General features: G+C 54.6%; 13 protein-coding genes. 8 read left to right on the top strand and 5 right to left on the bottom strand.

All coding sequences use genetic code 11. The features are described 5' to 3' along the window. Positions 1–198: 198 nt before the first annotated feature. The 6 genes from AC22LX_RS07960 (at position 199) to mgtE (ending at position 7,582) form a co-directional block, all read left to right on the top strand. Positions 199–1,311 (top strand): porin OmpC, encoded by a 1,113-nt coding sequence (locus AC22LX_RS07960; protein ID WP_045391399.1) that lies wholly within the window; start codon positions 199–201, stop codon positions 1,309–1,311. A 103-nt stretch (positions 1,312–1,414) separates the two neighbouring features. Beyond that, a complete protein-coding gene (gene apbE, locus AC22LX_RS07955) occupies positions 1,415–2,467 on the top strand; it encodes an FAD:protein FMN transferase ApbE (protein WP_213292398.1) in 1,053 nt (350 codons plus the stop codon). Positions 2,468–2,539: 72 nt separating this feature from the next. After that, positions 2,540–3,610 (top strand): bifunctional DNA-binding transcriptional regulator/O6-methylguanine-DNA methyltransferase Ada, encoded by a 1,071-nt coding sequence (ada, locus tag AC22LX_RS07950; RefSeq protein WP_045391396.1) that lies wholly within the window; start codon positions 2,540–2,542, stop codon positions 3,608–3,610. Then, a complete protein-coding gene (gene alkB, locus AC22LX_RS07945; protein ID WP_045391394.1) occupies positions 3,610–4,269 on the top strand; it encodes a DNA oxidative demethylase AlkB in 660 nt (219 codons plus the stop codon). The genes ada and alkB overlap by 1 nt, the downstream gene beginning before the upstream one ends. Before the next feature lie 68 nt (positions 4,270–4,337). Next, positions 4,338–5,981: a multidrug ABC transporter permease/ATP-binding protein gene (locus tag AC22LX_RS07940; protein WP_045391392.1), complete on the top strand. Its 1,644-nt coding sequence runs from the start codon at positions 4,338–4,340 to the stop codon at positions 5,979–5,981. Between the two features lie 164 nt (positions 5,982–6,145). Continuing rightward, positions 6,146–7,582, top strand: a complete 1,437-nt coding sequence (mgtE, locus tag AC22LX_RS07935) for a magnesium transporter (RefSeq protein ID WP_045391390.1) — start codon at positions 6,146–6,148, stop codon at positions 7,580–7,582. Here mgtE and AC22LX_RS07930 read toward each other — a convergent pair. Then, entirely contained in the window at positions 7,545–8,753 is a 1,209-nt protein-coding gene (locus AC22LX_RS07930; protein WP_045391388.1) for a SulP family inorganic anion transporter, read from the bottom strand. The genes mgtE and AC22LX_RS07930 overlap by 38 nt on opposite strands. 278 nt (positions 8,754–9,031) lie before the next feature. On the opposite strand from AC22LX_RS07930, the gene mqo reads away from it, so the two are divergent. Next, a complete protein-coding gene (gene mqo, locus AC22LX_RS07925) occupies positions 9,032–10,666 on the top strand; it encodes a malate dehydrogenase (quinone) (protein WP_045391386.1) in 1,635 nt (544 codons plus the stop codon). A gap of 46 nt (positions 10,667–10,712) precedes the next feature. On the opposite strand, the gene eco is transcribed toward mqo, so the two are convergent. Together eco and AC22LX_RS07915 are read right to left on the bottom strand one after the other, a co-directional pair. Continuing rightward, positions 10,713–11,204, bottom strand: a complete 492-nt coding sequence (gene eco, locus AC22LX_RS07920) for a serine protease inhibitor ecotin (RefSeq protein WP_045391384.1) — start codon at positions 11,202–11,204, stop codon at positions 10,713–10,715. Positions 11,205–11,333: 129 nt separating this feature from the next. After that, positions 11,334–12,443, bottom strand: a complete 1,110-nt coding sequence (locus tag AC22LX_RS07915) for an AI-2E family transporter (protein WP_045391382.1) — start codon at positions 12,441–12,443, stop codon at positions 11,334–11,336. 227 nt (positions 12,444–12,670) lie between these two features. Between AC22LX_RS07915 and AC22LX_RS07910 the strand changes: the two genes are divergently transcribed. Next, the gene (locus tag AC22LX_RS07910; protein ID WP_045376845.1) at positions 12,671–13,126 is read left to right on the top strand and encodes a GNAT family N-acetyltransferase; all 456 of its coding nucleotides are present in this window, start codon (positions 12,671–12,673) and stop codon (positions 13,124–13,126) included. 115 nt (positions 13,127–13,241) lie between these two features. On the opposite strand, the gene AC22LX_RS07905 is transcribed toward AC22LX_RS07910, so the two are convergent. Then, on the bottom strand, positions 13,242–14,069 hold the full coding sequence (locus tag AC22LX_RS07905) for an aminoglycoside phosphotransferase family protein (RefSeq protein WP_045391380.1): 828 nt from the start codon (positions 14,067–14,069) through the stop codon (positions 13,242–13,244). A 32-nt stretch (positions 14,070–14,101) separates the two neighbouring features. Further along, a complete protein-coding gene (locus AC22LX_RS07900; protein WP_045391377.1) occupies positions 14,102–14,416 on the bottom strand; it encodes a cupin domain-containing protein in 315 nt (104 codons plus the stop codon). Positions 14,417–14,553 lie beyond the last annotated feature (137 nt).

Here is a 14,553-nt window from a genome sequence, read left to right as displayed (position 1 = left end):
CGTGCCTGAAAAGTTCCTTGATATTTACAAATTGAAACATCTTGTGCGCATTTTGAAACACCTTAGAAGTTTTCGTATCATATTCTTGTTGGATTATTCTGCATTTTGCAGCACAATGAATACAGCCGACTGATTAGAAGGGTAATCAGTAAGCAGTGGCAATAATAAAAGGCATATAACAAACAGAGGGTTAATAACATGAAAGTTAAAGTACTGTCCCTCCTGGTACCAGCACTGCTGGTAGCGGGCGCAGCAAATGCGGCTGAAATTTATAACAAAGACGGCAACAAATTAGATCTGTACGGTAAAATTGATGGTCTGCACTACTTCTCTGACGACAAGAGCGTAGACGGCGACCAGACCTACATGCGTATCGGCGTGAAAGGCGAAACCCAGATCAACGACCAGCTGACCGGTTACGGCCAGTGGGAATACAACGTTCAGGCTAACAACACCGAAGGTTCTGACAAGCAGTCCTGGACCCGTCTGGCATTCGCTGGTCTGAAATTCGGCGACGCGGGTTCTTTCGACTACGGTCGTAACTACGGCGTTGTATACGACGTGACTTCCTGGACCGACGTTCTGCCGGAATTCGGCGGCGACACCTACGGTTCCGACAACTTCCTGCAATCCCGTGCTAACGGCGTTGCTACCTACCGTAACTCTGACTTCTTCGGTCTGGTTGACGGCCTGAACTTTGCTCTGCAGTACCAGGGTAAAAACGGCAGCACCAGCGGTGAAGACATGACCAACAACGGTCGCGGCTTCCAGAAACAGAACGGCGAAGGCTACGGCACCTCCGTTACTTATGATATCTGGGACGGCATCAGCGCTGGTTTCGCGTACTCCCACTCTAAACGTACTGACGATCAGAACGTTAATGGTGTTATGGGTCACGGCGACGACGCTGAAACCTATACCGGTGGCCTGAAATACGACGCTAACAACGTATACCTGGCGACTCAGTACACCCAGACTTACAACGCAACTCGCACTGGCGACATCGGTTTTGCTGACAAAGCGCAGAACTTCGAAGTGGTTGCTCAGTACCAGTTCGATTTCGGCCTGCGTCCGTCCATCGCTTACCTGCAGTCTAAAGGTAAGGACCTGTCCATTCGTGGCACCGGTATCAACTATGGCGACCAGGATATCCTGAAATACGTTGACCTGGGCGCGACCTACTACTTCAACAAAAACATGTCCACCTACGTTGATTACAAAATCAACCTGCTGGACGACAACGACTTCACCCGCGCTGCCGGTATCTCTACCGACAACGTCGTTGCTCTGGGCCTGGTTTACCAGTTCTAAGCAAGCTGAAGTGTTGAAAAAGGCGCCTGTGGGCGCCTTTTTTTATGCCCGGTTTAACCTCGCTGGTATACTCTGGCTGCCTTTGTAACAGGAGCCCGTTTTCATGGATACCACCTTTTTCCGCGCCGCCTTTATCGGCCTCTGCGTTCTGCTTACCGGCTGTGATTCCGCGACATCCCCGGCCACGCCAAAATCCGCCGCCACCGTGCTCGATGGCAAAACGATGGGGACCTATTGGCGCGTTAGCGTCGTCGGGTTGGATCCGGCGAAAGCCGAAGATTTACGCCATAAAGTTCAGGCGCAGCTCGATGGTGACGATCTGCTGCTTTCGACCTGGAAAAACGACTCCGCGCTGATGCACTTCAATCATGCCGCCACTACCGAACCGTGGCCGGTGAACGAAGCGATGGCGGATATCGTCACTCTGTCGCTGCGTATTGGCGCCAAAACCGCCGGAGCGATGGATGTTACCGTCGGGCCGCTGGTCAATCTATGGGGATTTGGCCCGGATAAGCAACCGGTAAAAACGCCGACGGCGCAGCAAATCGCGGCGGCAAAAGCGCGTACCGGGCTGCAGCATTTGACGGTGATTAACCGCGCCGATCAACAGTATCTGCAAAAAGATATTGCCGATTTATTTGTCGATCTTTCCACGGTCGGCGAGGGCTATGCCGCCGATCATCTGGCGCGGCTGATGGAGCAGGAAGGAATTGCCCGCTATCTGGTATCGGTTGGCGGCGCGCTGGTCAGCCGCGGGATGAACGGTGACGATAAACCGTGGCGAGTGGCGATTCAAAAACCAACCGACCGCGAAAACGCCGTCCAGGCGATTGTCGATATCAACGGCCACGGCATCAGCACCTCCGGTAGCTATCGCAACTACTACGAGCTGGACGGCAAACGTATTTCTCACGTTATCGATCCGCAAACCGGGCACCCCATCAACCATAAGCTAGTTTCGGTGACGGTGATTGCGCCGACGGCGCTGGAAGCCGACGGTTGGGATACCGGGCTGATGGTATTAGGGCCGGAAAAAGCCCAACAGGTGGCACACGAGCAGGGGCTGGCGGTCTATATGATTGTCAAAGAGGGCGACGGCTTTAAGACCTGGATGTCGCCGCAGTTCCGCACCTTCCTGGTCGGCGAGCAGAATTAAAAAGCAAGAAGCGCAGTTTTTTAGATCGGAGCAAGGCGCAAAGTAAGGATACACTTACAGCAGGAGCCCGCTATGAAACCGATGATTGCCGATATGACTAACGATGACCGCCGCTGGCAGGCGGTCTGCGAACGTGACGCCAGCGCCGACGGGCAGTTTGTCTTCGCCGTGTTGACCACCGGCGTCTGCTGCCGTCCCTCGTGCCGTTCACGGCGCGCGCTACGGGAGAATGTCCGCTTTTATTCTGATGTCGAAGCGGCAAAGGCCGCCGGATATCGCCCCTGTAAACGCTGTCGGCCGGATAATCTCGACCCCGACCAACAGCGGGTCGAGAAGGTGGCCGCCGCCTGTCGCCTGCTGGAACAAGAGGCGCCAATCACCCTTGAGGCGCTGGCGCAGCAGCTGGCGGTCAGCCCGTTTCACTTCCATCGTATTTTTAAATCCGTCACCGGGCTTACGCCCAAGGCCTGGCAGCAGGCGTGGCGCGCGCGGCGCCTACGCGAAGCATTAAGCCAGGGCGAGAATGTCACCAGAGCGGCATTAGCTGCAGGCTTCCCCGATTCCGCCAGCTATTATCGCCAGGCAAACGAGACGCTGGGCATGACCGCCCGCCAGTTTAAACGCGGCGGCGAAGATGTGGTGATTCGCTGGGTTTGCAGCGATAGCGCCTCTGGCCGGTGCCTGGTGGCGTTCAGCGAACGTGGCGTATGCGCCGTGTTGCTGGGCGATGACGATAAGGCGTTATATGCGCAGCTGGCGAGCTTGTTTCCCGGCGCCCAATTACAGCCGGGTGATGACACGTTTACCGAACGCGTGGCGCAGGTGGTTGCCCATCTGGATAATCCGCAGCAGGCGGTGAATTTGCCGCTGGATATTCGCGGTACCGCTTTCCAGCAACGGGTGTGGCAAGCCTTGCGCCAGATCCCGCCAGGCGAAACCCGCAGCTACCGCGAGGTGGCGCACAGCATTGGTCAACCGCGTGCGGTCAGAGCGGTTGCCGGGGCCTGTGCGGCCAATAAACTGGCGATAGTCATTCCTTGCCATCGGGTAGTACGTGAGGGCGGGGCGCTTTCCGGCTATCGTTGGGGCAGCGAACGCAAAGCGCTGCTGCTGGCGCGCGAAGCAAAAATACGGGAGAAATAATGCTCGATCTGTTTGCCGATACGCCACCCTGGCAGGAGCCGCTGGCCCCCGGGGCGATGATGTTACGCCGTTTTGCCGTTCAGCGCGCGCCGGCGCTGCTGCAGGCCATCGCCGGAGTGGCCAGCGCTTCTCCGTTCCGCCAGATGGTGACCCCCGGTGGTTATACCATGTCGGTGGCTATGACCAACTGTGGCCAACTCGGCTGGACGACCGATATGCACGGCTATCTCTATGCGCCGGGCGATCCGTTGACCGGCGAACATTGGCCGCCGATGCCGCCGCTCTTTCAGCAACTGGCGGCGGAGGCAGCGCAGGAGGCGGGCTATGCGCATTTCTCCCCGGACGCCTGTCTGATTAACCGCTACCAGCCGGGCGCGAAGCTGTCGCTGCATCAGGATAAAGACGAGCGGGATTTGCGTGCGCCTATCGTTTCGGTGTCGCTGGGACTGCCGGCAGTGTTTCAGTTTGGCGGGCTGAAACGTAACGATCCGCTGCGTCGGCTGCTGCTGGAGCATGGCGATGTGGTGGTTTGGGGCGGCGAATCACGGCTCTTTTACCACGGCATCCAGCCGCTTAAACCGGGGGAGCACCCGCTGACCGGCGCCTGTCGTTATAACCTCACGTTTCGCCTCGCGGGAGGCCGGCAAAAACAAAAATAAGAATTATTCTTGCTGTCGTCGGCAAGCCGTTTAAACTGCTGGCTGTTTGCTTGTCCGGATCGTAGCTTATGGAATTACTTGTTCTTGTTTGGCGCCAGTACCGCTGGCCGTTCATTGCCGTCATGGCGCTGAGTTTGCTCAGCGCGGCGCTGGGTATCGGGCTTATCGCCTTTATTAACCTGCGCCTGATTTCCCTTGTGGATACCTCGCTCACCGTGCTGCCGGAGTTTCTCGGCCTGCTGCTGCTGTTGATGGCGGTCACGCTCGGCTCGCAGCTGGCGTTAACCACGCTTGGCCACCATTTCGTCTATCGCCTGCGCGGCGAATTTATTAAACGCATTCTCGACACCCAAATCGAAAAGATCGAAAAAATCGGCAGCGCTTCGCTGCTGGCGGGCTTAACCAGCGACGTGCGTAACATTACCATCGCCTTTGTGCGCCTGCCGGAGCTGGTGCAGGGGATTATCCTGACCTTCGGGTCCGCCGCCTACCTGGCTTTTCTGTCAGGTAAAATGATGCTGGTGACCGCGGTCTGGATGGCGGTCACCATCTGGGGCGGCTTTGTGTTGGTGGCGCGCGTCTATAAGCATATGGCGACGCTGCGCGAGACCGAAGATAAGCTGTATCATGATTATCAGACGGTGCTGGAAGGGCGCAAAGAGCTGACGCTGAACCGCGAACGCGCCGAATTTGTTTTTAATCAGCTGTATCTGCCGGATGCCCGCGATTATCGCCACCACATCATTCGCGCCGATACGTTCCACCTGAGCGCGGTGAACTGGTCGAATATCATGATGCTTGGCGCCATCGGTCTGGTGTTCTGGATGGCTAATGGCCTCGGGTGGGCCAATACCGCGGTGGCGGCGACCTATTCCCTGACGCTGCTATTCCTGCGTACGCCGCTGCTGTCGGCAGTGGGGGCGCTGCCGACCTTGCTCAGCGCCCAGGTGGCATTCAATAAACTGCATCAGTTCGCGCTGGCGCCTTACCGCCCCGGTTTCCCCGAGCCGCAGGCGCATCCGCACTGGCAGACTCTGGAGCTGCGCGACGTCTCGTTCCGCTACCCGGATAACAGTTTTGCCGTCGGGCCGATTAATCTGACTCTCAAACGCGGCGAACTGGTGTTTCTGATTGGCGGCAATGGCAGCGGCAAGTCGACGCTGGCGATGCTGCTGACCGGGCTGTATCAACCGCTCTCCGGGCAGATCCTGCTCGATGGTCAACCTCTGGCGACGGAAAAACCAGAAGATTACCGCAAGCTATTCTCGGCGGTATTTACCGATGTCTGGCTATTTGATCGTCTGTTAGGGCCAAAAGGCGAACGCGCCGATCCGGCGCTGGTCGCGAAGTGGCTGGCGTATCTGAAGATGGACCACAAGCTGCAGCTGGAAGAGGGGAAAATCCTCGATCTGAAGCTGTCTAAAGGGCAGAAAAAGCGTGTGGCGCTGCTGCTGGCGCTGGCCGAAGAGCGCGATATCATTTTGCTCGATGAGTGGGCCGCGGATCAGGATCCGCATTTCCGCCGCGAGTTTTATCAGGTGCTATTGCCGCTGATGCAGCAAATGGGGAAAACCGTGTTTGCCATCAGCCACGATGATCACTATTTCCAGCATGCCGATCGCCTGCTGGAGATGCGCAGCGGCAAGCTGAGCGAGCTCACCGGCGTTGAGCGCGAACTGGCGACCCGCGACGCGGTAGCACGTACTGCTTAACGTTTTTGCTGGTTACCCGATCGGGCGTTTTCGTCCGTTCGGGACATATTGCTGGTTTTTACAGCAGATAAATTGCTGGCGGTTATTATTTCCCCCTCCTCGCGCTATGCTTATGGCTGCGGCCATGCAGGTCGACTTCTATTCTCACAAGGATTGCCTGAGCGATGTCCGTTTTGCATAAAAAAAGCGCCCGATTACGCGATGAAGAACGCGCCCGCCTGATTTGGCTATTGAGCACTGATAAAGCCGTCACCTCCGCGCTGCTGGGGAAACTCACCCTCGCGGAGCGCTATGATGAAGGGACGCTGGCCGATGACCTGGCGGAAGTGGAAGTGCTGGTGTCGCATCTGCCGCCGCCGGATCTCGCCGATGCCCTGGAAGCGCTGCCTTATGACGCGCGTACCGCGCTGTGGGGGCTGGTTGCCGATGACAAGCGCGGCGAAGTGCTGCTGGAGGCGTCAGAGAGCGTATGGGGCGATCTCATCGACAAGATGAGCGACCACGACCTGATATTTGCCCTGCAATCGCTGGATATTGATGAACAGGTTTACCTGTTGCAGCACCTGCCGCGCGACTTAACCGGCCGCCTGCTGGCGACGCTGCCGCCGGATAAACGCGCGCGCATTCGCCAGATGATGCGCTACGCCGATAACACCGTCGGCGCGATCATGGAGTTTGAGGTGATTACCGTTCGCCCGGAAGCCACTCTGGCGGCGGTACAGCGCTATCTGCGCCGGTTGGGCAAAATGCCGGAAAACACCGATAAACTGTTCGTCACCACGCGCAATAAACTGCTGCTCGGCGAGCTGGAGCTGCAGACTATTCTGCTCAACGATGCGCAAAAGCGCGTTGGCGAGGTGATGGAAGGCGATCCGGTGACTTTCCAGCCGCAGGAAGAGGCGGAGAAAGTGGCGCGTACCTTCGAACGTGATGACTTACTGAGTGCTGCGGTGATTGATGCCGACGGCAAGCTGATGGGGCGTTTGACCATCGATGAAATCGTCGATGTGGTGTACGAAGAGACCGATAACGATCTGCGCCGGATGGGCGGTCTGAGCGAAGATGATGATGTTTTTGCGCCGGTAAGCAAAGCGGTGAAAACCCGCTGGGCGTGGCTGGCGGTGAACCTCTGTACGGCGTTTATCGCTTCACGGGTGATCGATGGCTTTGAACATACCATTTCTCAACTGGTGGCCCTGGCCTCGCTGATGCCGATCGTCGCCGGGATAGGCGGAAATACCGGCAATCAGACGATCACCATGATCGTCCGCGCGATGGCGCTGCAAAAGATCCAGCCGGGAAGTTTTACCTTCCTGATCCTACGCGAGATGGGGGTGGCGCTGATTAATGGCCTCGTATGGGGCGGGATTATGGGGGCTATCACCTGGTGGTTATACGATGACCCGCAGCTTGGCGGGGTGATGACGTTGGCGATGATGCTCAACCTGCTGATGGCGGCGATGATGGGGGTTATCATCCCGATGGTGATGGTCAAGCTGGGGCGCGATCCGGCGGTCGGCTCCAGCGTGATGATCACCGCGATTACCGACACCGGCGGGTTCTTTATTTTCCTTGGTCTGGCGACGCTGTTTCTGATGTAAGCTGCGCTTTTACGCGCAGGCGGCGAGGGATGAGCGCCATTGCGATAAGCCCCGCCAGTACGCCGATCGCCAGATTACTGGTCGTGACCGTCACGACGACGGTTGCCGCCATGACCAGCGTTTCCGGCCACGGATTGCGCGCCAGCGCGGTTGGGCGAATACTCTGCCAGCTGAAGGTTTTCACCGCCACAATCACCATGACCCCGGCCAGCACCGCCATTGGAATTTTGGCCATCACCTGGCTAAGCGCCGTCACCAGAAGCAGCAGTACCAGACCGGCCACTATCGTCGATAGGCGGCTACGCGCCTTGCCCATTTCCACGTTAACGATAGTCTGGCCGATCATCGCGCACCCGGCGATGCCGCCATAGCAGCCCGCGAGGATATTGGCGACTCCCAGTCCTGCGCTCTCACGCGACTTATTTGACGGCGTATGGGTGAGATCGTCAACCAGCTTTGCCGTCAACAGCGATTCCATCAGGCCGACAAAGGCGATACTCAGGGCGCAGGGCCAGATAATTTTCAAGGTGCTTAAATCCAGCGGCACCGCCAGCGCGTTGAAGCCCGGCAGACCGCCGCCCATAGCGCCTTCATCACCCACGGTTGGCAGCAACTGTCCGCTGGTGACGGTATAAACGGTGAGAAGGACGATAGCAATAAGCGGCGCCGGCACGGCTTTGATAAAACGCGGCGCCCACAGCACGATGAGCAGCGTCAGAACGAACAGGCCGACGATGAGCGGCTGCCTGCTCCAGAAATGGGGAACCTGGGCGAAAAAAATAAGAATGCCGAGCGCATTAACAAAACCGGTCATCACCGCTGGCGGGATAAAGCGCATTAACCGCGCCATACCGCAGACCCCAAACAAAATTTGAATAATACCAGCCAGAATGACAGCAGGCAGAATATACCCTACGCCATGCTGATGTACCATCGGGCCAATTACCAGGGCGACAGAACCTGCCGCCGCCGTCACCATCGCCGGACGCCCGCCGAGAACCGACATCGCCAGACAGAGCACCACTGAAGCAATCAGGCTGACCTGCGGGTCCACGCCGGCAATGACCGAAAATGAAATGACTTCAGGGATTAACGCCAGGGCAGTTAGCACGCCAGCGAGGGTCTCGCGTGTTATCAACGCCAGTGAGAGAGTGCGGGAAGTTGAGGGCATAAAAGTTCGCGGATGATAAAAAATTTGAAGGGAGAGAAGCCGCCGTTGGCGTGCGCTCCATCACAGAACGGGAGATGATAGCGCGGAAAGGGCCATCATACCAGTACAAAAAGTGATTTTGTGTACACATTTATTAAACATTTTTATAACAGATCTCAAAACTCAACTTAAAATTTAAACAATATTTAAATTTTTGAGTACAGGTGGTACCTTTGATCCCGAGAATCGTTTCACCTGCGCTAAATAAAAAAAGCGAGTAAAAGTAAGGCTCAAATCCGATGAAGAAAAAGATGGCCGTACCCAGCTCACAGGCGGTTGGTTCCAATACAAATCGGACCAACACCCGCCATGAGCAAGAGACGGATGTATTGTTGATTGGCGGCGGTATCATGAGCGCCACGTTGGGAACCTGGCTGCAGGAACTGGAGCCGGATTGGTCTATTACCATGGTCGAGCAGATGACCAGCGTTGCCGAGGAAAGCTCGAACGGCTGGAACAATGCGGGTACCGGCCATGCGGCGTTGATGGAGCTCAACTACACGCCGCAAACCGCCAATGGGATCAATATCGACAAAGCGGTCGATATCAATGAGTCCTTCCATATTTCTCGTCAGTTTTGGGCCCACCAGGTGACCCGCGGCATCCTGACTAAGCCGAAATCCTTTATTAACAGCGTGCCGCACATGAGCTTTGTGTGGGGCGAAGACAACGTTAACTTCCTGCGCGCGCGCTACGCGGCGCTGCAGCAGAGCGAACTGTTCCGCGGTATTCGTTATTCTGAAGATCATCAGCAGATCAAAGAGTGGGCGCCGCTGGTGATGGAAGGGCGCGATCCGCAGCAAAAAGTCGCGGCAACGCGTACCGAAATGGGTACCGACGTTAACTACGGCGAGATCACTCGCCAGCTGATCGCCGGGCTACAGAAGCATGATAACTTCTCTCTCCAGTTGGGTACCGTCGTTCGCCGCTTTAAGCGCAATGCGGACAACAGCTGGACGGTGACGCTGGCGGATGCCAACAATCGTCACCAGAAGCGGACGATCAAAACCAAATTCATCTTTATTGGCGCGGGCGGCGCTGCCCTGACGCTGCTGCAGGAAACCGGCATTCCGCAGGCGAAAGAGTATGCGGGCTTCCCGGTTGGTGGACAGTTCCTGGTGTGTGAGAACCCGGAAGTGGTTAATCATCACCTGGCGAAAGTCTATGGCCAGGCGGAAGTTGGCGCGCCGCCGATGTCGGTGCCGCATATCGACACCCGTATTATCGACGGCAAACGCGTGGTGCTGTTCGGGCCGTTCGCGACCTTCTCGACCCGCTTCCTGAAAAACGGCTCCCTTTGGGATCTGCTGGCCTCGACGAATACCTCGAATATTCTGCCGATGCTTAACGTCGGGATGGATAACTTCGACCTGGTGAAATATCTGATTAGCCAGGTATTGCAGAAAGATAAAGATCGTCATGCCGCACTGTGCGAGTACTACCCGGAAGCGCGCAAAGAGGACTGGCGCCTGTGGCAGGCCGGTCAGCGTGTACAGATTATCAAACGTGATAAGAAGATGGGCGGCGTGTTGCGCCTTGGCACCGAAGTGGTGTGCGATGATGAAGGCACCGTAGCCGCGCTGCTGGGCGCTTCTCCTGGCGCGTCGACGGCGGCGCCGATCATGGTGCAGCTGTTGGAGAAAGTCTTCAAAGACAAAGTACAGACGCCGGCCTGGCAGGCGAAGATGAAAGAGATCGTGCCGAGCTACGGCATGCGTCTGGATGGTAATCCGGCCGCTATTGAGCAGGCGCTGGCGTGGACCAGTGAAGTGCTGGGGCTACACTACGAGCCGACGACCGCGGCAGACGACGTGCCGCAGGCTGAACTCAAGCCGCTGACCGGCGGCAAACCGATGGCGGATATCGCGCTATAACAAAAACGGCAGCCCGAGGGCTGCCGTTTTGTATTACCGCTGGCGATTAACGCTCCACGGCATTACCGATAGTTTCTTCGGCTTTCCAGATGCGGTATTTCACTTCAACGTTGGCCGGAGTATAAACCACGATCGGCAGCTTGCTGTTGTAGCGCAGCATGGCTGCATCGCCGAGACCCGCGGTAACAAATTTCTTCTCTTTCTTACCGTCCGGGCAGGCCATCATGGTGGAAACCGGGGACGTCAGCTTATCAAAGACATAGTAGTCATAGCCCCAGCCTTCCAGCGTTTTGCTTTCCAGTTGACCGCCGAGGCGGTGATGGTTGCAGTCGACTTCCAGCGTCTGGCCAATCATCAGTTCAACTTTTAACGCGGATTCATCCTGCTGCTGCGGCAGCTGAATCACCTGACGCTTCATCCCTTTTTCCGCTTTCGGATAGGGGGCGACTTTCTCCAACGGCTGCTCAGCGGCTAACGCGCTGGTGGAAACACAGGCAACGGCCAGCAGAGAAACAGCAAGCGTAGCGATTTTTTTCACGGTTGATCATCCTTTATTATCGTTACTAACCAATACAGACTAACATCATTGCCCTGAATGGTAAGAGTTATTTACCATTATTTTCAATATGAATAGTGAAATGCACTAGTAAAGTGAAGCGTGCGCCAGCTATTCATCGCGGCTGTTTTTGGCTTCTTCAATAAACTCTTCGTCCAGTAAGTCGGCGTTCCCGGCGTGTTCACGCCCCGATAACAGGTTCCAGCAGGCAATAAACAAGGCGGCAATCAGCGGGCCAATGACGAAACCGTTGATACCGTAGATTTCCATGCCGCCAAGAGTGGCAATCAGGATCAGGTAATCCGGCATTTTGGTATCTTTTCCCACCAGCAGCGGACGCAGAATGTTATCCACCAGGCCGATGACAATGACGAAGAAACCGACAATAAACGCCCCTTGCCACAATTGCCCGGTGGCGAACAGATAAATCGCCGCCGGCACCCAGATAATGGCGGAGCCCACCGCCGGGATGAGCGACAGAAAGGCCATTAAAGCGCCCCATAGAATGCTGCCATCAAGACCGACGATCCAGAATGCAAAGCCGCCGAGCGCCCCCTGTGCCAGCGCGACGGCGACGGTACCTTTAACCGTCGCCCGCGCGACGGCGGCGAATTTGGCAAACAGGTGCTGTTTGACATAATTGGATAGCGGCAAAGATTCAAGGATTAACAGCACCAGATAAGGGCCGTCTTTCAGCAGGAAGAACAGCAGGTATAACATAATGCCGAAGCTGACGGTAAAGCCGAACGTCCCTTTACCGATCAGGAAGGCGCTACCGGCCAGATATTGTCCACCTTTCAGGGCGGCATCGGATAGTTGCTGCTGAATCTGTTCCGCGCTGTCGAGATTGTGCTCTGAGAGGAAACTTCTGGCCCAGCTCGGGAGATGGGCAAACAGGTTGGCGACCACCGTCGGAAACTGGGTGTCATTATGCTGTAGCTTGGTGTAGACCACGTTCAGCTCGAAGGCTAGCGACGAAATGATAATCGCCAACGGGGTGAAAACAATAAGACAGATAATGACGACGGTCAGGAGCGCCGCGATGCCGTTGCGTTCACCGATGCGCGTACGGATATTGTTTTTTATCGGATTAAATATCACCGCCAGGATAGCGGCCCACAGGATAGCGGAATAGTAAGGGGAGAGTACGTCAAAAAAGGCCAGGGTAACGATCAGTAAAATAAGGATAAAAAATCCTTTGGGAAGTCCTTTAACTCTCATTGGGTCCGCTCCAGATGATAACGAATACAGTCGAATAATAGATGGAATTTAACAATTTGCCATCAGGATAATCGCAGTCTTAGCGGGAAGGGGAGTACAAACATTAAAAAGATGTGCTACAAGACGACATGATCATGTGTGGCGATCCGTCCGTGCAATTTAAATCATACATTTTTTCGTCAGGTGATAGGCTTGGGTTTATCTAACTATTTGAGGTATGGCCGAAAGTGAATATTTCCGAGATCTACGAGTGGCGCAAGAATAGCTACCTGGTCAGTACAGACAGAGAAAAACTGGATGTTAAGGCTATCCATCGGTATCTGACAAGGTCGACCTGGGCCAAGGGTATCAATCTGGACACTGTCGCTACATCAATTGAAAACAGCCTTAATTTCGGCATTTATCATCATGATACTCAGATAGGCTTCGCTCGCCTGATTACGGATTTTGCTACATTTGCCTATCTTTGTGATGTGTATGTGCTCGAAGAATATCAGGGAGAAGGGCTTGGAAGGTGGATGATGGAATGTTTGCATAATCATCCTTTATTTGAACAGCTTCGCAGAATTATGTTATTCACCACCACCGCGCCCTGGCTTTACGAAAAGTTCGGCTACCAGCCAGTAAACCAGGAAAATTACGCCTGGACTATTACCAGGCCTGATATTTATACCAAGGGATAAAATCTGTCTGACAAACACTCATATTCAGGTGCTTGTTGGCTTGTTTCCTGATGTATCTACTCTTGACGCGAAGCGGGCGTGCAGGAAATCACCATACCCAGTGGCGATATCCCACTCACGATTCCAATTCAGCAATCGCCAGTTCGGCAATTTTTATTGTTATTGAAGTCGTTTCGTTACTTGAGAGTGACCAGGCGGTTGAAAGACCGCACCATGCAATTATCCATTTGAGCAGGCGCTCTTTATCCATGTCTGCCATCCTGGTAACGATGCTTAGACGCTGTTTAAAGGTCTCTGGTACAGTCGCAACAGCAGGTACCGGATAACCAAGATCCGGATTAGTAAAAATATTAGCAAAGTCGAATCCCCGTTCACCTATCAGCCCTTTGGGATCAATGGCTAACCAACCGGACGTTTCAAAATCAAGCACGTTACCGTGATGTAAGTCGCCATGTAATACAACCACATCTCGTGGAGAAGAAAGCAACTCTTCTGAAATTTCTGCGCAACGTGTCAGGATACCGCCATACTGCAAGGCGGCTGGTTTTAGAGGATAAAACCATTCACGCAGGGAGGTTAGCCGGGGGAATGGTCTTTTGGCGAATGAATGAAGCCGGTTCGCAGTCATACATAAAATACGACAAGCGATATCATCCTTATCTCCACGAGACATTGCTGATAAAGACGCGGAACCTGTGGCTCTTGAGAGAAGAATTGCTTCCTTTTCATGTGCAATCACATGGGCAGCGCCGTTCCCTTCCCACCATACCATGAGTGCATTACCGGTTTGTTCGTCAGTATCATCAGTGACTTTTAACATGGCTTTAATACCATGCGTTGCTGTTTTGACCGGATACAACTGTGACGTATGAGTGACAAATGGGGTGCCATCAGGAATGAGATTCCAGCAATTTAGCCAGGGTGTTAACTTGAACATATCCATAAAGCGGTCTTTAACATCCTTGCAATCAACGTTTAGACAACGTCCGTTTCGGGTAAATCAATGATAACCAGTATACCAAAGCTGCCCGTATCTACCGTATGAGGAATGCCAGCTTTTGCCACATAAAGCTGGCCAGACGATACAGTGATTTTTTCTCCCTTCACACTCAGCTCCAGTTGTCCATTAATGACCAGTAACCCCTCGTCATACTCATGTACTTCTTCAGCTACTGAGCGTTCATCCATTCGTACAACTTTAAGATTTGCAGTGCCAATACGGCCTAATACATGAGAGTGCCAGGCTTCAGGTAATGCATGCGCTTCGGTTCTGAGGTCATAAAGCGACATAACGTCATTCCTTTCGATGTGCGTTTATTGCTCTTATGCCATATAAGTTTCCTGCCGTCATATAACAAATATGGGAAAACAAGTTGAGTAAGAAGTGTATATTTACTGAGTTGAATTTCCGCTGAGCGAGGGGCGGA

This window comes from Klebsiella sp. PK01 (genome assembly GCF_057624675.1).
The sequence above is the reverse complement of the archived record's forward strand: the minus strand, read 5'-3'. Positions and strand labels throughout refer to the sequence as shown.